A 20,244-nucleotide genomic window follows, 5' to 3' on the forward strand; every position below is an offset into this window, starting at 1 on the left:
GGCCGCAATGACCCCCGCTGACACTATGCCGACCCGCTATCCCGCGCTGACCCGCGCCCTGCACTGGATTGTCGCGGCGCTGGTGATCGCGACCATCCCCGCCGGGGTGCTCATGCTGCAACCCGACATGCCGCGCGGCCTGCGCGATACATTGTTCATTCTGCACAAGAATGGCGGCGTGATTATCCTTGCTTTGGTCTTGCTACGATTGGTCTGGCGCGTGCTTTACCCCGCGCCGCCATTACCATCGAGCTTGTCGCCGCTTCAGGCCCAAGTCGCGCGCGGCGCACATTTCGGGCTCTATGCCTTGCTGCTGGTCATGGCTGTTAGCGGGTATATCCGTGTGCGAGCGGGCGGCTTTCCGATAGAGATGCTGGATGCAATCGGCCTGCCGGGCTTCGTGCCGCGGTCCGACTCTCTGGCCGACACCGCGAAATGGGTTCATGCAACGGCGCGTTATGCGTTGATTGCGCTGATCCTTGCACATGTGGGCGCAGCCCTACATCATCTGCGCAAGCGCGACGGAGTATTCGCCCGCATCTGGCCGCCTTTGGGACGTGGCCGGGCATGAGCCGCGCGGCGTGGCCGCTTTTTGCGGCATTGGGTCTTGCAGGCGGGCTTGCATCGCTATTCTGGGCGGGGATTGACCACGCCACCACAACGCCCGCCTTGGCGGTCTTGGTTCTGGTGCTCTTCACGCTGAACGCGCTGGCATTGGCGGCGGCAGGGGTGACAGCTGTCATGGGATTGCGCGGCGCGCAACCGCGACCGGCGCAAAACGGCCCACCCCCAGACCGCTGTGCTATTCTTTGGCTGATCTGCGGAGAGCCGCCAGAGCCGCTGGCACAACGCGCGGACATGCTGGCCCGGACCTTGCGCTTGCGTCCCGAGGGGGCTCGCACGCAAATTTTCATCCTGTCGGACACAACCGACCCGGTGGCCGTTGCGACCGAACGCGCCTTGTTCGGCGCTATTTCCGGCGTGGTCTACCGAAACCGCACAGCGCCGCAGGGGCGAAAGCCCGGCAACCTGAGCGATTGGCTCGCGCAATATGGCGGACAGTTCGACACGATGCTTGTGCTCGACTCCGATAGCGGGTTCTGCGCGCGCAAACTGGCACGGATGCGCCGCATCATCGCGCATGACCCTGCCTTGGGATTGCTGCAAGCCGGGATCGCGCTGCGCCCCGGAAGCAGCAGGCTGGCCCGCCTGCAACGGTTGTCTGCGCGCCTGACAGGCCCCGTTTTCACCCACGGGCTGGCGCGGTTAAGCGGGGCATGTGCAAACTATTGGGGTCATAACGCACTGTTGCGCGTGGACGCCTATCGCAGCGTAGCGGCCCTGCCCGACCTGCCCGGTCGTGCGCCGTTTGGCGGGCCTGTGCTGAGCCATGATTTCATCGAAGCCGCCAATCTGCGCGCGGCGGGATGGGACATCCGCATCCTGCCCGACACGCGCGGCAGCTTCGAGGACGCCCCCGAAACCACCGCGACCCATACCCGCCGCGACCGTCGCTGGGCGCAGGGCAATCTGCAACATTTGCGCCTGATTGGCGGGCGCGGGCTGCATATGGGCAGCCGTTTGCATCTGCTGGCAGGAATACACTCCTATCTGTCGGCCCCGGTCTGGCTGGCTCTGGTTGTTCTGCTGGGGTCCGGCGCGGTCCATGCAAGGCTGGAAGCGGTGATAGCCTTGGCTGCCACGCTGGCGCTATTGCTTGTGCCGAAACTGGCGGGGCTCGTGCGGTTGCGCGGGCACTTGGCGCGCAAATCAGGATTGGTGATGCGCGCCTTTGCGGCGGAACTGGCGGTTTCGACCGTGATCGCCCCGATCTGGATGCTGCAACGCTCGGGCCATGTGGCGTCGGTGCTGGCAGGGCGCGACACCGGCTGGCACCCTTCAGGCAGCCGGGGCGCAGGCGCACGGCACCGGGGCCGAGGCGCGCAATCGGCCGGCCTTGTGATCCTGCTGGCAGTCATGGGGCCGCAAGCATGGCTCGCCTCTGGCGCAAGTGCAGCGCTCTCCGGAGCGATGGTGCTGCCGGTGGTCGGACCCTTGATGCTGGCCCCGTGGCTGCTGGCTTGGCTGGATGCGCCCGCGCGCCCAAACCGTGTAGCGCAATATTACGACGCAAGCACAAAGCGATTTCTGGCCGTCGGCGGCAGCGGTGCGGCGCTGGCCATCCACCGCCCGCTTTGGGCGGACGGGATCGCGACGTCGGAACAGGCCGCAGGCCATGTCAACACGCTGATCGGGCAGGCTGCAATGCAGGCGACGGGGCATGCGCCGCGCCATGTCTGCGATCTGGGCTGCGGCGTGGGCGGCACCGTGTTTCATTTGGCCCGACTGTGGCCGCAGACGCGGTTTTCCGGTCTGACACTCAGCGGCGAACAGGTCCGGCTGGCGCGCACCTATGCCGAGTGGCATGGGTTGGCGGACCGTTGTCATTTTCTGCAAGCCGATTTCACCCGCCAACCCAACCTGCTGACCAAGGCCGATATGGCCATCGCCGTGGAAAGCCATGTCCACGCCCCAAGCGCCAAGGCATTTTTGCAGGCCGCATTGGCGCATCTGGCACCGGGTGGTGTACTGGTGCTGGTCGATGACATGCTGTCTGACACGCGCACACTGGCCCCAACAGATGCGCGGTTGATCGACAGTTTCCGCAAGGGCTGGCGGCTGGGTCATGTCACGCCTTGTGACAGCATCGTTGCGCAGGCCGAGGGACTGGGCTACGCGACCGTCGCCCGGACCGACCTGAGCCAGCATCTGCATCTGACCCGTTTGCGCGACCGCGCCCTGCGGGTCGTTGGTCCGGTGGTGGAATGGCTGGGGCTGGACCGACACGCGCTGTTTGCCAATATGGTCGGCGGCAACGCACTGACCGAAAGCTACCGACGCGGGCTGATGCGCTACACGTTGCTGGTGCTGCGTGCGCCAGAAGCGGTGCCCCTGCCGCGCGGGATCGCGGACACGGCGGCATGAAGCGGCGCGACTTTCTGGGCGGTGTCGGCTTGTTTGGCCTTGTGCCCGTGCGGCTGGCCGGCGATGCGCCTGCCGCGCCCGAAGCGCTGGTGGCGACCGCGCGCGCTATCGCGGACCGGCCATACGAGCCGCCGCAAACCGCACTGCACCCGCCCTTCGACAGCACGACCTATGACAGCTATCGCGGGATTCGCCCGCGCGCAGGCGTGAGCGGTGATCTGGCGCTTGGCACGCAGTATCGTGCGGACCTGTTGCCGCCGGGCTGGTTGTTTCGTGACCCTGTCGCGATAGACCTGCCGGGGCATGACACGCGCTTTTCACCTCGGATGTATCACTACGATCCGCGCTACTTCAGCGGTCAGGATATTCCTGAAACCGCGGGCGATATGGGGTTTTCAGGGCTGCGTCTGCGCACCACGCTTAATGCTTCGGACCGTTGGGACGATGTGCTGGTGCTGCAAGGTGCCAGCTATTTCCGCGCGCTCGCCCGCGACACGGTCTATGGCCTGTCGGCGCGCGCGCTATCGCTTGGCACGGGGGGCGCCGGGCCCGAAGAATTCCCGCGGTTCACCCGAATTGTGGTGTTCAACGCCGATGAGAGCCTGCATTTCGGCTGCCTTGTCGACAGCCCAAGTGCCAGCGCCGCACTCATAGCCCGGCTGCACCCCGGTACGCGGACCACGCTGGACTGCGCGCTACATCTGTTCCCGCGCGTGCCGATAGCTGATGCAGGCATCGCGCCGCTGACCTCGATGTTCCAGCACAATGACATGGGCCCGGCGCGGATAGACGATTTCCGGCCCGCCGTGCATGACAGCGACGCGCTGGTGATCGACAACCACGCGGGCGAGCGGTTGTGGCGACCCCTGGCAAACCCGGCACGGGTGCAGATGTCGGCCTTCGCGGACAACACGCCGCGCGGGTTCGGGCTGGTTCAGACCCCGACAGAGTTTGCCCGTTTCCGCGATCAGGAAGGCGCGTATCACCGCCGCCCCTCGGCTTGGGTTACGCCCAATGGCGATTGGGGCGCAGGCGCGGTCATGTTGCTGGAAATCCCGACAGAGAACGAATTTGCCGACAATATCGTTGCCTTCTGGCGGCCCGACCGGGTGCTTGACCCCGGCGCCCACCGCTTCGACTACATGCTGGAAGTGACGCGCCCCGGCCCCGCGCCGCTGCCCGCAAGGCCGGAGCCGCTCTGGCCCGCGCGCAGCGCTTCCGGGATAGAGCCGAATACGGGCAACGGGCGGCTTTTCGTGATCGACTACAGCGCGCGGTCGCCGCTGCCTGCGATGGATGGTGCAACGCTGGACATATCCGACCCCGCGCAAGGCCGTATTGCCGGACAGGCGCTATACCCGCTTTCCGAAGGGCAGGCAACGTGGCGTGCGAGTTTCATATTTACCCCCGCGCCGGACCAGCAGGTCGCGGAACTGCGGTTGCGCCTGCGCGCGACGGATGGCACGCCGCTGGCACCGGTCTGGCTGCACCGCTGGACCCGAACGGCGCAAGGAGGCATCTGATGCAACTGGCTTTTGCCATTCCGGGCGATCCCGATGCCCGCACCGGCGGCACGCTCTATGACCGCCAAGTGATTGATGCGCTGCGAGTGCAGGGGCATGACGTGACGATGGTCGCGCTGCCGGGCAACTGGCCGCACCCCAATGCATCCGACACGGTACAGGCGCTTGCCCGTATTGATGCCCTGCCCGGCAATTGCCCCGTGATCATTGACGGTCTGGCCTTTGGCGCTTTGGCGCCGGATGCCGTGACGCAATTATCGCGGCCCGTCATTGCCATGGTCCACCACCCGCTGGCGCTGGAACCGGGGCTGACGGCGGCAGAGGCGCAGGGGCTGTTTGACCGCGAACGCAGCAACCTTGCCCATGCCGCGCAGATTGTCGTGCCATCAGCCCATGTCGGCGGGCTGCTGACCGCGCGCTTTGGTGTGGCCAGTGACCGCGTGCATGTGGCCCATCCGGGGTTTACCCCTGCCGCACCAGCCGCCGTTTCCGCCGCTTTGGACGGGCCTCCACTGATTCTGTCGGTCGGGCTGATCTGCCACCGCAAAGGGCATGACGTTTTGCTGCGTGCACTCGGTCGGGTGGCCGGTCTGGACTGGCGCGCGGTGATCGTTGGTCGCAAACATGATGCCGCACATGTCATGGAACTGGAACGCCTGTGCGCCGATCTGGACCTTGGCACACGCGTCACATTCGCCGGGGAATTATCCGCCCCAGACCTTGCCACGCTTTATACCCGCGCGCGGGTCTTCGCGCTGGCCACCCGCTATGAGGGCTACGGAATGGTCCTGTCAGAGGCGCAGCAATACGGCCTGCCCGTTGTGTCTTGCGACACCGGCGCAGTCCCAGAGGCGCTGGACGGCAGCGGCTTGCTTGCCCCGCCAGACAACCCGGACGCCTTTGCCGCCCATTTGCATGCGGTTCTGACGAACGAACCGCTTCACGCGACGCTTGCCGCCAAAAGCCGCGCGCGTGCGGCCAGTCTGCCCACATGGGATGACGCCGCACGGGTCATGGCGGGGGCGGCACAAAACGCGGTGTCGCGCTAAAACCCGAACCCCTCGGGCACGCGGTTGCGGCTCTCCAGCACCAGATCGGCCATGATCTGCGCCAGCGCGGGGGCCATGGCGAAGCCGATCTTGAAGCCGCCGTTGAACACAAAATGCCCCGCGCGGTCCGGCCATGCGCCCATCAGCGGCGCGCGGGATTTGGCACGCGGGCGCACTCCGGCCCAGCGTGCCATGACGGGCGCGCCGGCCAGTTGCGGGCACGCGGCTAGCGCGCGCGCGTGCAACGCATCGCATTGCGCATCGGTCGTGTCGGGCGCGTCAAAATCACGCTCGCTGGTGGACCCTATGGCAACCGTGCCATCGGCATGGGGCACGATGTGCAACCCGTCGGCAAAGACCTGCGGGACATCGGGCGCGGCATGGGCCAGCAACAGCGATTGCCCCTTCACGCCGCTGCCTATGGTTCGGCCCAGATCGTGCGACACTGCGGCCAACCCTTCATAGCCGGTGGCCCAGATGACCGTACCGCCCGTGGGCTGGTCGCCCTGCTCGACCGTCACACCCTGCGCTGCCAAGGCCGCGACCAGTGCGGCAACGGCGCGGCGCGGGTGCAGCCGCGCGGTCAGCGTGTCGAGCACCACGAAGCCCGAGGGCGCATCAAGCACCAAGCCCGGTGCCTGTGCCACGGGCAGCACGCGCCATTCGGCAAAGCCTTGCCACAGCGCGCGGGCGGACACTTCGCGCAGCCGCGCCAGGTCGACCGCCCCCTCGGCCAAAGGCTGCACGCGGCCCGTGCGTGCATAGCCCGGATCGCCGCCGCCACGCGCCGCCACATCGGCCCAATAGCTTTCGGCCATGCGCAGCGCATCGAATTGCATGGCTTTCTTGGGGTTCCAGTTTTCCGGCACATGCGGGGCGAGTGCGCCGACAATCCCGCCGCTGGATCCCGCTCCCGGCGCGCGCTTTTCGATCACCCGCACGCGCGCCCCGCGATCCGCACAGGCCAGCGCCACGGTCAGGCCGAAAACGCCCGCACCCATCACGCATATATCGGCCATTGTCATTTTCCACCATCCCCGCCATGAGGTTACTGAACATGTAACATAAAGCAGCCGCCGATGCAGGACCAGAGCGCGCAGATAGATTGGCAGGACGGCGACATCCCCGTCGCCCGACGGTTCAACGACCCATATTTCTCGCTGGCTGACGGTCTGGCGGAAACGCGGCACGTGTTCTTGGCAGGCAATGACCTGCCAGCGCGCGCAGCGCCCGGATTTGCGATAGCCGAACTTGGGTTTGGAACAGGGCTGAACCTGCTGGCAACGGTGGCCGCGCTGCGCGACGGCCCGGTTCATTTCACCAGTTTCGAAGCCTTCCCCATGACCGCGCCCGACATGGCGCGCGCGCTTGCGCTATTCCCAGAGCTGGACGCGGGCGGTCTGCTGGACGCATGGGCCAGCGGCGCGCGCAGCTTCACCATTGGCGCGGTGAATGTGCAGGTCATCATCGGCGATATACGCGAAACCCTGCCCGCATGGCAGGGGCGCGCAGATGCATGGTTTCTGGACGGGTTCGCCCCGGCCAAGAACCCCGAAATGTGGACCCCGGAAATAATGCAAGAAGTGGCCCGCCACACCAATCCGGGCGGCACATTCGCCACCTACACCGCTGCGGGCGCTGTCCGCCGCGCGTTGTCGGATGCAGGCTTTGCCGTGACCCGCGTGCCGGGGTTCGGTCGCAAGCGGCACATGAGCACGGGGCGCCTGTCGTGGTAGAGCAGAATACCACGCGCGGCATCTGGCTGATGGTCGCTGTGGCGTTGATTTTCGCGCTGCAAGACGCGTTTTCGCGGCATCTGGCGGGCGAATACAACGTGCTGATGATCATCATGATCCGGTATTGGTTCTTCGGGGCTTTCGTGATCGCGGTGGCGGCGCGCAAGGCGGGCGGTCTGCGCAAGGCAGCGGCCACGAAACAGCCCTTCGTGCAGGTTTTTCGCGGGCTGATACTGGCGGCAGAGGTCTGTGTTATGGTCACGGCCTTTGTGCTTTTGGGGCTGACAGAGGCGCATGCGGTTTTTGCCGTCTACCCGCTGCTGATTGCCGCGCTCTCTGGCCCTGTACTGGGCGAAAAAGTGGGCTGGCGGCGGTGGGCAGCGATTGGTATCGGCTTTGTGGGCGTGCTGATCATCTTGGCGCCGGGCTATGGCGTGTTCCAGATCGAAGCGCTTGTGCCATTGCTGGCGGCGACCATGTTCGCGCTCTACGGGTTGCTCACGCGCTATGTGGGGCGCTCAGACAGCGCTGCGGTCAGCTTTTTCTGGACCGGCACGGTCGGGGCCGTGGCCATGACCGCCGTCGGTATCTGGTTCTGGGAGCCGATGGCGCCGGGCGACTGGATTTGGATGGGCGCGCTGTGCGTGTGTTCCGCCTTCAGCCATTTTCTGCTGATCCGCGCTTATGAACTGGCAGAGGCCAGCGCCGTGCAGCCTTTTGCCTATCTGCAACTGCCTTTCGCGACGGGCTTGGGCATGATGCTCTTTGATGAGACGTTGCGCCTGAATGTCGGGATCGGTGCTGCGGTGGTGGTTGGCGCGGGGCTGTTTACGCTGTGGCGCGCGCGGCAGGTGAAGCAAACCGCGCGCTAGAAAGTCGAGCAAAGGCGCTGCCCGCCGATGGCGAGCATCACACCGCGACTTGATCCAGATACGCGCCGTAGCCTTCGCCCTCCATCTCGTCGCGCGGGATGAACCGCAGCGAGGCCGAGTTGATGCAATAGCGCAAACCACCTCTGTCGCGCGGCCCGTCATTGAACACATGGCCCAAATGGCTGTCACCATGCTTCGAGCGCACCTCGACACGGCGCATGCCCAAGCTGTCATCGGCCAATTCGGTCACGTGGTCATGCACGAGCGGCTTGGTGAAACTGGGCCAGCCGCAACCCGATTCGAACTTGTCAGAGGACGCGAATAACGGTTCCCCCGAGACGATATCGACATAAATTCCCGCGCGCTTTTCGTCGTTATATACGCCCGTCCAGGGCCGCTCTGTGCCGTTTTCCTGCGTGACGCGGTATTGCTCCGGCGTCAGCGTCTCAATCACTTCGGGGCGGCGTTCGTAGTCGGGCATGGCATTCTCCATCTGCTACACCAGAGTTAGTCCACGACGCGCCCGGCGCAAGGGTCTGGATTTCCCGCCAAGGCTGGTGCATAAGGCGGGCAATGCCAGAAACGCCGATAGAGGTGGCCCATGAAATTCCTGCTGCGCTTGCTGACCTGGTGGAACTCCTCCACCCTGAACACCGCCTTCTTCACGTGGCGCAAGGGCGAAAAGGTGGGCGAGGACGATCAGGGCAATGTGTTCTACCAGACCCGCGACAAGAAAAAACGCTGGGTCATTTATAACGGCGAATCCGAGGCCAGCCGCGTGGCCCCCGAATGGCATGGCTGGCTGCACCGCACATGGGACGAGCCGCCGACCGACAAGCCCTTGGCGCATAAACCGTGGGAAAAGCCGCATCAGGAAAACCTGACCGGCACCGCACTTGCTTATGCGCCCGCAGGCTCTATCCGCCGTGTTAAGCCCGCGGAGCGTAGCGATTACGAGGCATGGACCCCGGAATAACCGCTATGCGCCAGATTGTTTTCGCAAGCGCAGTCGCCATGCTGGCAACCGCAGCGACCGCGCAGGACATCGCGATCCCCGGCCAACCTGAGCGCGTGCTCAGCGCCGACGGTGCCGTGTTGCGCGGGTTGGACAAGGTGGCAGGCACCAGCCGCGATATTCGGCTTATGAATGGCCAGAGCGACATGATCGGGCATTTGCAGGTCACGCTGACCGAGTGCCGCTATCCCGAAGACAACCCGGCGGGCGAGGCCTATGCGTGGATAGAGGTGCAAGACACCCGCGCGACCACGGCGCTGTTCGCCGGTTGGATGATCGCGTCCAGCCCGGCGCTGAGCGCGCTGGATCATGCGCGCTATGACCTGTGGGTTCTGAGCTGCATCACCTCGTAAGCAGAGGGCAGCGGGCAGGCGGTCATATCGGCCTTGACCTTCAACGCCTGCGCCAGACGTTGACGGTATTCCATGCGCGGCATTTCCACGCCCCCCAGACTGGCCAGATGGTCATTCAGATACTGCGTGTCGAACAGCACGAAACCGCAACGGCGCAGATGCGCGACCAGATAGGCCAGCGCGACCTTGGAGGCATTCGGCTGGTGCGAGAACATGCTCTCGCCGCAAAACGCCCCGCCGATTGCCAGCCCATAGATGCCGCCGATAAGGGCGTCACCGTTCCACACTTCCAGCGAATGCGCCTGCCCCGAGCGGTGTAGCGCGGTGAACAAATCGGTGATTTCCGCATTTATCCATGTTGTGTCGCGTCCGGCGCAGCCGTCGATCACACCCTCGAAATCGGTGTTCAGGCTTACACGCCACGGCATGTCCCGGATATGCCGCGACAGCGAGCGCGACAGGTGGAACCCGTCAAGCGGAATAATCCCACGCTGCACAGGGTCGAACCAATACAGCGTGCGCCCGTCCCGGCTTTCGGCCATCGGGAACGTGCCCAACCGGTAGGCTTCGAGCAGCATCCGCGGGGTCAGGCGCAAATCCATGGCAGGCTAGAACTCGTCGGGGCGCACCTCGTGCGCCATGTGGTCCAGAACTGCGTTGACGAACTTCTGCTCGCGCGAGTCCGGGAAGAAATCCCCCGCCAGCCCGACATACTCGCTGAGGATGATGCGCGCATCGCGCTCTGTCGTCAGCAATTCGGCACCCGCCGCGCGAAACAGCGCGCGCAATGTCGGATCAATGCGGGCGATGGGCCATTTCGCCACCAATGCGCGGTCGGTCAACTGGTCGATAGCGCCCTGACGTTCGACCGCGGCTTCGACCACGCGGCGAAAAAAGGCCAAATCCGCCTCTGCCCATGTTTCCGCCTCGGTCTCTGCGCCAATACGGTGATGCACGAACTCATGCAGGACCGTGCCGATCGGACTGTCCGACGCCTCCATCTGGAACAGCGCCTGCACGGCATAGAACCGCGCGGCGCTGCGCAGGGCGCGGCGGGCTTTGGAATCGAGCTTCATGCCGTGGTCCCGCCGGATGCGATCTGGGTTTCGTCGCTGTGCGGCAGAAACCCGATATTGCGTTTCGCCCCACCCCAGCGCCGGCCCAGCGCGATCAGATGCAGCGCCGCCGCCGCTGCGCCGCCGCCCTTGTTCTGGCCTGCTGCCTCGGCGCGGGCTTCGGCCTGCGCGCGGTTTTCCACTGTCAGAATACCGTTTCCAATGCACGCGCCTTGCAGCCCGAGCAGTGTGATCGCGCGCGAGCTGTCATTGCACACCGTGTCATAATGCGTGGTTTCGCCACGGATGACACAACCCAGCGCCACGAACCCATCGAAATGGGCCATACGAAAGGCTTGGCCAATTGCCGTCGGAATCTCCAGCGCGCCTGGGACGTCGATCATGTCATGCGTGCCACCCGCCGCCTCTATCTCGGCACGGGCACCGGCAACCAACTGGTCGGCAATGTCCTTGTAATAGGGCGCGACGACGATCAAAAGTTTCGGCGCACGCTCGAAGGACGGACGCGGCAGGGTATAGTGGGTCTCGTGTCCGGCCATGTCAGGCACCTTTCCGCGACGGAATCTTGCGCGTGCCGACAATCGACAGCCCGTAGCCTTCCAGCCCAACGACGCGCGGGGTTTTCGAATTCGTCAGCAAAACCAGTTCATGCAGGCCAAGCGACGACAGGATCTGTGCACCAAGCCCATATTGACGCAAGGTCTGGGGTGACGCATCGGACATTGCCATTTTCATATCGGTGTCGCGCAAGAGCACAAGCACACCGCGACCCTCTTGGCCGATCAGGTCCATTGCGTCGGAAAACTCTGCCGCCCGGCCCGGCCCGCCGGTTCCAACAAGATCCAGCAGCGGGTCGAATGCATGCATGCGCACCATCACCGGCTCTGGCGTGGAAATATCGCCTTTGATCAGCACGACATGTTCGGCACCCTGCGTCGTGTCAGAGTAGACGCGCATTTGCCAATCACCGCCGAATTCCGAAGTGATGGTCTGCTCTGACATAACCCGCACAAGGTTGTCGTGGCGGCGGCGATACGCGATCAGGTCGGCGATTGTGCCGATCTTGATGCCATGTTTTTGCGCAAAGGCCACCAGATCGGGCAGGCGCGCCATATCGCCGTCTTCTTTCATGATCTCGCAGATCACGCCCGACGGGTTCAGACCTGCCAGTCGCGAAATATCGACCGCAGCCTCGGTATGTCCGGCGCGCACCAGCACACCACCATCGCGCGCGCGAAGCGGAAATACATGGCCCGGCGTGGCAATATCCGCAGCGCCCTTTTCGGTGTCTATCGCCACGGCGACTGTGCGCGCGCGGTCGTAAGCGGATATGCCGGTAGAGACACCCTCGCGCGCCTCTATCGACACGGTGAAGGCGGTTTCGTGCCGCGACGAATTGCTGGATGCCATGAGCGGCAATCCAAGCTGGTCGATCCGGTCGCTCGGCAGGGTCAGGCAGATCAACCCTTTGCCATGGGTGGCCATGAAATTGATGACCTCGGGCGTTGCCATCTGTGCGGGGATCACAAGATCGCCCTCATTCTCGCGGTCTTCATGGTCCACCAGAATGAACATGCGGCCCTTGCGCGCCTCTTCGATGATCTCCTCGGTCGATGAGATGGCATCGCGCCAGCTTTGTTCCACGTCGCCGGGCTTCTCAAATTGCATATCGCGAGGTTCCTTTTGTGCCTTGCACGCCAGATAGCCCAAAGGCGGCCCTTGGAAAAGGGGCCTTTCGGACCAATCGCGGCACTGGACCGACACATTCGGTTAACACCGCGCGCGGACCGTTCAGCGGGCCTTTGCGCGAAGCTGGCAGAAATGGGCTGCCACGCCATGCAGGAGCACGCCGCCATGACCCGCGTTGAACAGCTTGCCCAAGAGATCGTCGCCCGCGAAGGCGGTTTCGTCAATGACCCTGATGATCCGGGGGGGGCGACCAATTTCGGTGTGACCATCCACACCCTGCGCCGCCTGCGCCCCGGTCAGAAAGTGGGCGTCGCGGAGGTGCGCGCCCTGACCCGCGATGACGCCGTCGCGATCTATCTGGAGCACTACTTCGCCCGGCCTCGCATTGGCGAGTTGCCGCAGCCGCTTTGGCCGACGGTGTTCGACATGTATGTGAATGCGGGCGGCAATGCGGTGCGCATACTGCAACGCCTGTTGGTGCAGATGGGGCTGGATGTCGCGGTGGATGGGGCGATCGGGCCGCAAACGATTGCGGCCGCACATCGCGCCTACGACATGGCACCGACTCATCTGGTCGATGCCTATGGCATCGCCCGCCGCGATTACTACTACCGTTTGGCCGACCAGCGCCCCGCAAGCCGCAAATTCGCGCGCAGGCGCGATGGCGGCAAGGGCGGCTGGATCGCGCGGGCGGAAGAATTCATCTCGCCGCGCTACCACCTGACCGACGCGCAACATCGCGCCCGCGTTGGGGCTTGGGCATGATCCGTTCGCTATTCGGGGCGCTTTTCGGGTCCGCAGGCGCAGCAGGTGCGCTTGGCAAGGGCGTGACGCGTGTTGCGGAAGTGTTTCGCCCCAATGCGACGCGCGCGATGGAGTTGGGATACGATGCCTATGCCGCTGCGCATGCCAGCCATCTGGCCGAATTTCAGCATGCGCGCGCCGGCTGGTTCGACAGCTTTGTCAACGGACTGAACCGCCTGCCGCGCCCGATGCTGGCCTTGGGCACGCTGGGGCTGTTTGTCTATGCCATGGCCGACCCCAACGGGTTTGCGCACCGGATGCAGGCGCTGGCCACCGTTCCCGAACCCCTGTGGTGGCTGCTTGGCGCGGTGGTGGCGTTCTATTTCGGCGCACGCGAGGCGCATCATGCGCGACTGGGAAAATTCACGCCGCCGCCTGCTCCACCGGCATCGGTCGCGGCCCAAGGCCCGCTGCCGAACCCTGCCCTATCGGACTGGCGCGCGGCTCAGGACCCCTGACGCAGGAAATCTTCTTCCTCGCCCGTCGGGTCCAAGCCAAGCTCCTCCAGACCGTTTTCAAGATTCTCGGCCAGATGCGGCATGCCCATCAAGTAATCGGCGGTCGGTGTCGTCGCTTCCGCTTCGGCGGTGGCAACGGCTTCGGCGTATTCCTCGGCCTCGAACGCACCGCGCCCGATCCATGCCACTGCTGTCAGGCTCGATTGCTCGTCGGCATTCAGCGCATCGATGAACGCATGCAATTCGCCCGTTCCCGCCGCGCCTTCGCGTGCGAGATATAGGATATGAACAATCTTGCGCGGGCTGATTGCAAGCATGGCATCCTCCGTCAGTTATGTTGCGATGGTGGCCGATTCACAAGCGCCATGCAATCGCAAACGCTATTCCAAGGCTGCCATGCTGCCGCGCATTTTCCATGCCCGCGCCTTATCTGCGCCGGATTCAAAGCCGATACAGACACCCTAGTGAGGACAATGGCAGTCGAAGGAGCGCACGGAACATGCCCTATGATACTCAAAATCGCTGGGTCCACGGCGTTCTGGCCCAGGCCGAACAGACCTTGCCCGACCTGCCATGGTCGCGTCGCGCCAAACGGGCACGACGGCTGGCTGTGGCGCGCTGATCTTGCGGGTTCATTTCGCCCAGACACGGGCAAACGGATTTAACGAGTAATTTGACGTCAAATTTGAGTGTGAATACCAAGGGCGTCCCGTTTGCGGGGCGCCCTTGTTGATGGTGAACCCTATTCGGGACGCGCCTCTATCACAACGAACGCCTGCGCCCATGGGTGGTCATCGGTGATGGTGACATGGATCACCGCGCGATGGTCCGGTGGGGTCATGGCGCGCAGCCGGTCCTCTGCCCAGCCGGTCACATGCATCACGGGCTGGCCGCTGGACAGGTTTGTCACCCACATGTCCCGCCATGCGATGCCCATGGACAACCCAGTCCCGAGCGCCTTGGAGCACGCTTCTTTCGCCGCCCAGCGCTTGGCGTACACGGCAGGGGCGTCGCCTTGGCGGGCCGCGCGGGCCAGTTCGGCCTCTGTGAACACCCGATGGCGAAAGCGGTCGCCAAAACGGGCCAGGGTGCCCGCGATCCGGTCGATATTGGCCAGATCGCTACCGATCCCCAAGATCATGACAGCATCACTCGCGCGCAAGGTCCATCAGGCGGCGCATCTCGCGCAGCGCCCCGTCAAGGCCGACGAAAACGGCCTCGCCGATCAGGAAATGGCCGATATTCAGTTCCACCAGTTCTGGAATTGCCGCGATCGGGCCGACATTGTCAAAATTCAGACCGTGGCCGGCATGCACTTCCATTCCCAATTCATCGGCCAGTGCCGCGCCCACGAACAGGCGGCGCAATTCGGCATCGCGCGCGGCGATGTCGCCAGCTTCGAAATGTTCGCAATAGGCACCGGTGTGCAATTCGACAACATGCGCACCGACGCGTGCGGCGGCCTCTAGCTGCGCTTCGTCGGCGGCAATGAACAGCGAGACGCGGCATCCGGCGTCGCGCAAGGGCGCGATGAAATCCCGCAGACGGCCCTCGTCGCCCGCAACCTCCAGCCCGCCTTCGGTGGTGCGTTCCTCGCGGCGTTCGGGCACGATGCAGACCGCCTCGGGCCGGTGGGCCAGCGCGATGCGGCCCATTTCCTCGGTCGCGGCCAGTTCCAGATTGATCGGGATACCAACCGCTTTCTGGATCGCGGGCAGATCGGCATCGCGGATGTGCCGCCGATCCTCGCGCAGGTGCAGCGTTATGCCGTCCGCACCCGACATTTGCGCAAGCTGCGCGGCGCGCACGGGATCTGGCATGCGCCCGCCGCGCGCGTTGCGCAAGGTTGCCACATGGTCGATATTCACGCCAAGACGCAAAAGACTGTTGGATGCGGTCGCGCTCATCATTTCCCTCGAACTGCTTGTGAGTAACATATGCTTGAGGAGCGCGAACGCAATGGGGCGTTCTCAATTCCCGCGACTGGTCTGCTGCGCGGCTTGGCGCGCGCGTTCGAACCGTTTTTGCAGCTTGCGTTGCCGACGCGCCCGATAGGCCCGGATGATCGGCAATGACACGAAATACGCGCCGACCGCCACGCCGCTGCCGACGATGCTGCCCCCAAGCATATAAGGCAGGAACACCTCTGAAAAAAACGCGTGGGATTGATCCCAACTTGCCGATGCGGGCGTGAAAACCGCTTCGACGTTTGCGCTTATTTCAGACCAGGCGCTTTTGAAACCATGGATAACCCGTCCGGGTGTGGCCATATGCCCCTGCCCCAGAATAAGGCTGCCGGTTTCCATTGCGCTGACAAGGATGAGCGGGAAGGTGAAGGGGTTGCCGAAGAAAGTGCCCAGTAGGGCCGCAAGAATATTGCCGCGCAACACCCATGCGAGGGCCGCCGCCGACAGGAAATGGAGCCCGAACAGCGGCAGGAACGACACCATAACCCCGGCAGCAATCCCCTTCGCGATACGCTCGGGGCTGTCGGGCAATCGGCGCAGGCGGTGCCAGACATAGCTGCCCGCACGCTGCCAACCCCCATCGGGGTAGGCCATATTCTTCAACCACTGAAGAAGCGAGCGAGGGCTGCGACGTTTGAAAACCACCCGGAAACCCTTGGTTTCGCGCCCGGTGGGGAGCGCGTTTACGGTCGTTTCGAAGGATCGCGCACTCTGGCGATCTGTGCAACCGCCGTTTCGGCCTCTAACGCGGTCATGACCTGATGCAGGTGCGACACACCGCGCAATTCGACCATGACGCGCAGCAAGAAGAAATCGGGTTTCCTGTCCAGAAAACGCAGGTCGGAAATATTCGCCTTATGCTCGCCGATCAGGCTGCAAACGCGGCCCAAGACGCCTGCATCGTTCGAAATGGTCAATTCCAGCGTAACATCATAAACAGGCGGGTGCGTGCCGTCCTGCCAGCGCAATTCGATCCAGCGGTCGGGTTGTTCATCGAATTCGGCAAGCGCATCGCAGTCCATGCTATGGGCCACGATACCCTTGCCACGATAGGTGATGCCGACAATCCGCTCGCCCGGCAAAGGCTGGCAACAGGCGGCGCGCCGAAAGGACTGGTCGGCGGCCAATCCGACCACGGGGCGCGCGGCATCGACTTCGGGCTCGAACGGGACGCCTTCGGGGTATAGCGCGCCGACGACCTTGCGCGCGCTGATTTCGGCAGACCCGACCTGCGCGCGCAATTCGCTGTCAGAGGCCACGCCCAACATACGCGCAGCGGTCGCGATGGCCTTGCCAGTCATTTCGCGACCAATCGCCTCGAACGCCGCGCGCAGCAGTTCCGTGCCAAGGCGCACGAACCGCTCGCGGTCTTCGTCGCGCAAGGACCGCCGGATCGCGGATTTCGCACGCCCCGTCACCACAAGATCGATCCAGCTTGCCTGCGGGCGCTGCCCTTCTGCGGTGATGATGACGACCGACTGCCCGTTGCGCAGCCGCGTCCAGAGCGGCACGCGCAACCCGTCCACCTTGGCGGACACGCATTTATCCCCGATCCGGGTGTGAATGGCATAGGCGAAATCCAACGGCGTCGCCCCACGCGGAAGCTGGATCACATCGCCCTTGGGCGAGAAGCAGAACACCTGATCGGAATACATCTCCAGTTTGACATGTTCCAGGAACGCGCCGTGGTCTTCTTCGTTCTGCAAGCCTTCGGTTAGGGTTGCGATCCAGCGCGCGGGGTCTACCGCAAAGGGGTTTTCACTACGCGCGCCATCGCGATACGCCCAATGCGCGGCCACACCCGCTTCGGCGACCTCGTGCATCTCGCGCGTGCGGATCTGGATTTCCACGCGTTTGCCATCGCGACCCGACACCGTGGTATGAATGGACCTGTAGCCGTTCGATTTGGGCTGGCTGATATAATCTTTGAACCGCCCCGGCACCGCGCGCCAGCGCTGGTGCATGATCCCCAGCACCTTGTAGCACTCCGCCACGTCATCCGTGATGATGCGAAAGCCGTAAATGTCCGATAGCCGCGAAAATGCGAGGTCCTTTTCCTGCATCTTGCGCCAGATGGAATAGGGTTTCTTGGCGCGCCCGTAAACATCGGCGGGCATCCCTGCGCGGTCCAGTTCCGAGCGGATGTCATTGCTGATGCGGTGAACCACATCGCCCGCTTCGCGCTGAAGCGTGATGAACCGGCGCAGGATGGAATTGCGCGCCTCTGGGTTCAGCACGCGGAAAGACAGGTCTTCCAACTCCTCGCGCATCCATTGCATGCCCATGCGGCCCGCGAGCGGCGCATAGATATCCATCGTCTCGCGCGCTTTCTGTGCCTGCTTTTCGGGCCGCATGGACCGGATGGTGCGCATATTGTGCAAGCGGTCGGCCAGTTTGACCAATATCACCCGCAAGTCGCGCGACATCGCGATCAGAAGCTTGCGGAAATTCTCGGCCTGTTTGGCTTCGGATGACGACAGTTGCAGGTTTGTCAGCTTGGTGACACCGTCCACCAGCTCCACGATTTCCGTGCCGAACAGGCGTTCCACTTCCGAATAGGTGGATTTGGTGTCTTCGATCGTGTCGTGCAACAGCGCCGTAATCAGCGTGGCATCATCCAGCCGCATTTCGGTCAGGATGGTCGCCACGGCAACGGGATGGGTGAAATACGGCTCACCGGAATGGCGGAACTGGCCCTCGTGCATGGCCTCGCCATAGGCCCAAGCCCTGCGCACAAGATCTTGATTGCAACCGGGATTATAGTTGTGAATCAGGGCGATCAGATCATCTACGGCGATCACCGGCACCTCTTGCGGCGGGTCAGGAACGGGGGGCTTTGTGCCCTACCCGTTTTGCTGGCTGTGAACTTCCATCAGGGCGCGCAACATCTGCTCTTCGCTCATGTCGCCCTCGGCAGGTTTATCGTCGGACGAGGCCCCCATAAGCAGTGACATATCGTCATCTTCTGGCAGATCGACCTCGATCTGGGTCTGCAAGCTTTCGATCAGCCGTTCGCGCAAATCATCGGCGGCTTGGGTTTCTTCCTCGATCTCGCGCAGGGCAACAACCGGGTTTTTGTCATTGTCGCGATCTACGGTCAGCGGCCCGCCAGCGGCGATTTCGCGCGCACGGTGCGCGGCCAGTGCAACCAGTTCAAACCGGTTCGGAACCTTGTCAACGCAGTCTTCAACGGTTACACGTGCCATGGGTGCACTCCATCTCAATCAGGGCAGGAACCGGCGTTCTACTGCCCAAGAGCGCGCAATACAAGGCCCGAATCATGACTCGATCGGCCAGATTTCGGCCAATTCCCGCGGGTCCAGCGCAGCATGCATCTGCCGCACGCTCTGGCCCAGCACCGGATGCACCCAATCGGGCGCGACATCCATAAGCGGAACCAGAACGAAGCCACGATCCTGCATGCGGGGGTGTGGCAGGACCAACCGGTCGGGCACAAGGCGGGCCTGTGCATGCACGTCCAGCCCGGCCCAATGCTGAAAGCCTGCCAAATCGGGTAAAACATGCTGGCCATGCGCGATAAGGTCGATGTCGATCACCCGCGCACCCCAGCGGACGCCGCGCTCGCGCCCCATCGTCGCTTCGACTGCGTGAAGGGCGTGCAAAGTCTGTTCAGGATCAAGCCGGGTTTCGCAAAGCATGGCTGCATTCACAAAATCCGGCCCCGCGCCGGGCGGAAAACAAGGGGTGCGAAACAGCCGACTTTGTGATATTATCTTAACTGTTGTTTCAGCCAAATTGGCTATGGCTGCCCTGACCTGTCCTAACGGGCTATCCATTTGCCCCGTCAGATTTGCCCCTATGGCCACCAACACCGAATTGCATCCTGTCACATTCGCCACGATAATCCTCTTATGAATGTGCCACTGAGCAGAAGCTAACGTCAGGTTGAGTCGTTGCAGGCAAACCACACGGCGACCTTGGCACGCCACCCTAAGGATATAGACATGTTTTACAAGGACGAGCGCCTCGCGCTCTTTATAGACGGTTCCAACCTTTACGCTGCCGGCAAGGCGCTTGGGTTTGATATAGACTACAAGCTGCTGCGGCAGGAATTCATGCGCCGTGGCAAGTTGCTGCGCGCGTTCTACTACACCGCCCTGCTGGAAAACGACGAATATTCGCCCATCCGCCCACTGGTCGACTGGCTGCATTATAACGGCTATAGCATGGTGACGAAGGCGGCCAAGGAATACACCGACTCGATGGGCCGCCGGAAGGTCAAGGGCAACATGGATATCGAACTGGCCGTGGACGCGATGGAACTCGCCCCGCGTCTGGATCATGCAGTACTGTTTTCCGGCGATGGCGATTTCCGCCCACTGGTCGAATCGCTCCAGCGTCAGGGCGTTCGGGTGTCGGTCGTGTCCACCATCCGCAGCCAACCGCCCATGATTGCCGATGAACTGCGCCGTCAGGCCGACAATTTCATCGAACTCGACGAGTTGCGCGATGTCATCGGGCGTCCGCCGCGCGAACCGCGCTATGAGCAAGCGGGCGAGCGCGCCGACGCGGAGTGATCGCACCGACCAAACCCGAAAAGGCCCGACACCGCGCGGGTCTTTTCATGTCTAGAGCGCGTCTGGTTCAATCAGTTTCATATCCAGCGGCCTTGAAGAAGTTGTAGCATTCGTCAGGGGTGAACAGGTTACAAACATGACCGACCGCCTTCCATAATTCGTCATATGTCCGTGCAGCG

25 protein-coding genes are annotated in these 20,244 nt (G+C 63.5%); 12 read left to right on the plus strand and 13 right to left on the minus strand.

Features of this window, described 5'->3' with window-relative positions:
• Positions 1 to 7: 7 nt before the first annotated feature.
• Genes ROE7235_RS10195 through ROE7235_RS10210 form a run of 4 tightly spaced genes read left to right on the plus strand, consistent with a single transcriptional unit; the run spans position 8 to position 5,557 of the window.
• Positions 8 to 571, plus strand: coding sequence for a cytochrome b (locus ROE7235_RS10195; RefSeq protein WP_121095268.1), 564 nt, complete (start codon positions 8 to 10; stop codon positions 569 to 571).
• Positions 568 to 2,985 (plus strand): glucans biosynthesis glucosyltransferase MdoH, encoded by a 2,418-nt coding sequence (gene mdoH, locus ROE7235_RS10200; protein ID WP_121095270.1) that lies wholly within the window; start codon positions 568 to 570, stop codon positions 2,983 to 2,985. Before ROE7235_RS10195 ends, mdoH begins: the two co-directional genes overlap by 4 nt.
• The gene (locus ROE7235_RS10205; RefSeq protein ID WP_121095272.1) at positions 2,982 to 4,508 is read left to right on the plus strand and encodes a glucan biosynthesis protein; all 1,527 of its coding nucleotides are present in this window, start codon (positions 2,982 to 2,984) and stop codon (positions 4,506 to 4,508) included. Before mdoH ends, ROE7235_RS10205 begins: the two co-directional genes overlap by 4 nt.
• Positions 4,508 to 5,557, plus strand: coding sequence for a glycosyltransferase family 4 protein (locus ROE7235_RS10210; protein WP_121095274.1), 1,050 nt, complete (start codon positions 4,508 to 4,510; stop codon positions 5,555 to 5,557). Before ROE7235_RS10205 ends, ROE7235_RS10210 begins: the two co-directional genes overlap by 1 nt.
• On the opposite strand, the gene ROE7235_RS10215 is transcribed toward ROE7235_RS10210, so the two are convergent.
• A complete protein-coding gene (locus tag ROE7235_RS10215; RefSeq protein WP_121095276.1) occupies positions 5,554 to 6,582 on the minus strand; it encodes an NAD(P)/FAD-dependent oxidoreductase in 1,029 nt (342 codons plus the stop codon). The genes ROE7235_RS10210 and ROE7235_RS10215 overlap by 4 nt on opposite strands.
• Before the next feature lie 54 nt (positions 6,583 to 6,636).
• Here ROE7235_RS10215 and mnmC2 point away from each other — a divergent pair, with 54 nt between their 5' ends.
• Both mnmC2 and ROE7235_RS10225 read left to right on the plus strand, forming a co-directional pair.
• Positions 6,637 to 7,293, plus strand: coding sequence for a tRNA (5-methylaminomethyl-2-thiouridine)(34)-methyltransferase MnmC2 (gene mnmC2, locus ROE7235_RS10220; protein WP_121095278.1), 657 nt, complete (start codon positions 6,637 to 6,639; stop codon positions 7,291 to 7,293).
• On the plus strand, positions 7,287 to 8,165 hold the full coding sequence (locus ROE7235_RS10225; protein ID WP_183073454.1) for a DMT family transporter: 879 nt from the start codon (positions 7,287 to 7,289) through the stop codon (positions 8,163 to 8,165). Before mnmC2 ends, ROE7235_RS10225 begins: the two co-directional genes overlap by 7 nt.
• Before the next feature lie 37 nt (positions 8,166 to 8,202).
• On the opposite strand, the gene msrB is transcribed toward ROE7235_RS10225, so the two are convergent.
• Entirely contained in the window at positions 8,203 to 8,646 is a 444-nt protein-coding gene (msrB, locus tag ROE7235_RS10230) for a peptide-methionine (R)-S-oxide reductase MsrB (protein ID WP_121095315.1), read from the minus strand.
• Between the two features lie 120 nt (positions 8,647 to 8,766).
• Here msrB and ROE7235_RS10235 point away from each other — a divergent pair, with 120 nt between their 5' ends.
• Both ROE7235_RS10235 and ROE7235_RS10240 read left to right on the plus strand, forming a co-directional pair.
• Positions 8,767 to 9,141, plus strand: a complete 375-nt coding sequence (locus ROE7235_RS10235) for an NADH:ubiquinone oxidoreductase subunit NDUFA12 (protein WP_121095280.1) — start codon at positions 8,767 to 8,769, stop codon at positions 9,139 to 9,141.
• A gap of 5 nt (positions 9,142 to 9,146) precedes the next feature.
• A complete protein-coding gene (locus tag ROE7235_RS10240) occupies positions 9,147 to 9,533 on the plus strand; it encodes a DUF2155 domain-containing protein (protein WP_121095282.1) in 387 nt (128 codons plus the stop codon).
• On the opposite strand, the gene aat is transcribed toward ROE7235_RS10240, so the two are convergent.
• The 4 genes from aat to ribB are packed head-to-tail and all read right to left on the minus strand — an operon-like array spanning position 9,497 to position 12,277.
• Positions 9,497 to 10,135, minus strand: a complete 639-nt coding sequence (aat, locus tag ROE7235_RS10245; protein WP_121095284.1) for a leucyl/phenylalanyl-tRNA--protein transferase — start codon at positions 10,133 to 10,135, stop codon at positions 9,497 to 9,499. The two genes, ROE7235_RS10240 and aat, sit on opposite strands and share 37 nt — an antisense overlap.
• Positions 10,136 to 10,141: 6 nt before the next feature.
• A complete protein-coding gene (gene nusB / locus ROE7235_RS10250; protein ID WP_121095286.1) occupies positions 10,142 to 10,609 on the minus strand; it encodes a transcription antitermination factor NusB in 468 nt (155 codons plus the stop codon).
• The gene (locus ROE7235_RS10255) at positions 10,606 to 11,148 is read right to left on the minus strand and encodes a 6,7-dimethyl-8-ribityllumazine synthase (RefSeq protein ID WP_121095288.1); all 543 of its coding nucleotides are present in this window, start codon (positions 11,146 to 11,148) and stop codon (positions 10,606 to 10,608) included. Before ROE7235_RS10255 ends, nusB begins: the two co-directional genes overlap by 4 nt.
• A gap of 1 nt (position 11,149) precedes the next feature.
• Entirely contained in the window at positions 11,150 to 12,277 is a 1,128-nt protein-coding gene (gene ribB, locus ROE7235_RS10260; protein WP_121095317.1) for a 3,4-dihydroxy-2-butanone-4-phosphate synthase, read from the minus strand.
• A gap of 186 nt (positions 12,278 to 12,463) precedes the next feature.
• Between ribB and ROE7235_RS10265 the strand changes: the two genes are divergently transcribed.
• Together ROE7235_RS10265 and ROE7235_RS10270 are read left to right on the plus strand one after the other, a co-directional pair.
• Entirely contained in the window at positions 12,464 to 13,063 is a 600-nt protein-coding gene (locus tag ROE7235_RS10265; protein ID WP_121095319.1) for a holin-associated N-acetylmuramidase, read from the plus strand.
• Positions 13,060 to 13,560 carry a holin family protein gene (locus ROE7235_RS10270; RefSeq protein ID WP_121095290.1) on the plus strand — a complete coding sequence of 167 codons (501 nt, stop codon included), beginning with the start codon at positions 13,060 to 13,062 and terminating at the stop codon, positions 13,558 to 13,560. The genes ROE7235_RS10265 and ROE7235_RS10270 overlap by 4 nt, the downstream gene beginning before the upstream one ends.
• On the opposite strand, the gene ROE7235_RS10275 is transcribed toward ROE7235_RS10270, so the two are convergent.
• Entirely contained in the window at positions 13,548 to 13,877 is a 330-nt protein-coding gene (locus ROE7235_RS10275) for a DUF3775 domain-containing protein (protein WP_121095292.1), read from the minus strand. The genes ROE7235_RS10270 and ROE7235_RS10275 overlap by 13 nt on opposite strands.
• Positions 13,878 to 14,059: 182 nt before the next feature.
• Between ROE7235_RS10275 and ROE7235_RS20810 the strand changes: the two genes are divergently transcribed.
• A complete protein-coding gene (locus ROE7235_RS20810; protein ID WP_281272856.1) occupies positions 14,060 to 14,182 on the plus strand; it encodes a hypothetical protein in 123 nt (40 codons plus the stop codon).
• Positions 14,183 to 14,302: 120 nt separating this feature from the next.
• Here ROE7235_RS20810 and acpS read toward each other — a convergent pair whose 3' ends face one another.
• From acpS to folK, 6 genes are all read right to left on the minus strand, one after another.
• On the minus strand, positions 14,303 to 14,701 hold the full coding sequence (gene acpS / locus ROE7235_RS10280) for a holo-ACP synthase (protein ID WP_121095294.1): 399 nt from the start codon (positions 14,699 to 14,701) through the stop codon (positions 14,303 to 14,305).
• Between the two features lie 7 nt (positions 14,702 to 14,708).
• On the minus strand, positions 14,709 to 15,467 hold the full coding sequence (locus tag ROE7235_RS10285) for a pyridoxine 5'-phosphate synthase (RefSeq protein ID WP_121095296.1): 759 nt from the start codon (positions 15,465 to 15,467) through the stop codon (positions 14,709 to 14,711).
• Between the two features lie 63 nt (positions 15,468 to 15,530).
• On the minus strand, positions 15,531 to 16,121 hold the full coding sequence (locus ROE7235_RS10290) for a DUF2062 domain-containing protein (protein WP_147434197.1): 591 nt from the start codon (positions 16,119 to 16,121) through the stop codon (positions 15,531 to 15,533).
• Positions 16,122 to 16,210: 89 nt separating this feature from the next.
• A complete protein-coding gene (locus ROE7235_RS10295; protein WP_121095321.1) occupies positions 16,211 to 18,328 on the minus strand; it encodes a RelA/SpoT family protein in 2,118 nt (705 codons plus the stop codon).
• A 42-nt stretch (positions 18,329 to 18,370) separates the two neighbouring features.
• Complete coding sequence (gene rpoZ, locus ROE7235_RS10300) at positions 18,371 to 18,733, minus strand: DNA-directed RNA polymerase subunit omega (protein ID WP_121095300.1); 363 nt, start codon at positions 18,731 to 18,733, stop codon at positions 18,371 to 18,373.
• A 72-nt stretch (positions 18,734 to 18,805) separates the two neighbouring features.
• Positions 18,806 to 19,477: a 2-amino-4-hydroxy-6-hydroxymethyldihydropteridine diphosphokinase gene (gene folK, locus ROE7235_RS10305; RefSeq protein WP_281272857.1), complete on the minus strand. Its 672-nt coding sequence runs from the start codon at positions 19,475 to 19,477 to the stop codon at positions 18,806 to 18,808.
• Between the two features lie 15 nt (positions 19,478 to 19,492).
• Between folK and ROE7235_RS10310 the strand changes: the two genes are divergently transcribed.
• Positions 19,493 to 20,065, plus strand: a complete 573-nt coding sequence (locus ROE7235_RS10310; protein WP_121095302.1) for a LabA-like NYN domain-containing protein — start codon at positions 19,493 to 19,495, stop codon at positions 20,063 to 20,065.
• Positions 20,066 to 20,244 lie beyond the last annotated feature (179 nt).

This window comes from Roseinatronobacter ekhonensis, from assembly GCF_900499075.1.
In the GTDB taxonomy this organism is placed as follows: Bacteria; Pseudomonadota; Alphaproteobacteria; order Rhodobacterales; family Rhodobacteraceae; genus Roseinatronobacter; species Roseinatronobacter ekhonensis.